Source organism: Streptococcus sp. SGI.013 (genome assembly GCF_050315295.1).
Classification (GTDB): Bacteria; Bacillota; Bacilli; order Lactobacillales; family Streptococcaceae; genus Streptococcus; species Streptococcus porcorum.
The window spans coordinates 1-411 of the sequence record NZ_JBNPOS010000101.1; the positions used below are offsets into that span (position 1 = coordinate 1).

General features: G+C 45.3%; 1 protein-coding gene. It reads left to right on the forward strand.

Annotated elements, in window-relative coordinates:
- Positions 1-411, forward strand: a 411-nt coding sequence (locus tag ACQRDX_RS09555; RefSeq protein ID WP_427896662.1) for an SH3 domain-containing protein, incomplete at both ends; no start/stop codon positions are given.

A 411-nucleotide genomic window follows, 5' to 3' on the forward strand; every position in this document is an offset into this window, starting at 1 on the left:
AGCAGGTCAAAAAGTTAATTATGATCGAGTTTTGACAGCAGAGGGCTATGAGTGGATTAGCTATATGTCACGTAGTGGTGTTCGTCGCTACGCAGCTGTCAATCAGGTAACAGATAAAGCCACACCAGCGTCACCAACTCCCTCCGTCCCATCCTCTCCATCACAGCCAGAGAGTGTTTCTCAATCAAGACCTAGCTTGCCTTCAAGTGGTACTTATGTCTTTACAGATCGGACAAGTGTGAGAAGTGAGCCTAAACTAACTAGTCCAGAAGTTGTTTATTACGAAGCAGGTCAAAAAGTTAATTATGATCGCGTTTTGACAGCAGAGGGCTATGAGTGGATTAGCTATATGTCACGTAGTGGTGTTCGTCGCTACGCAGCTGTCAATCAGGTAACAGATAAAGCCACACC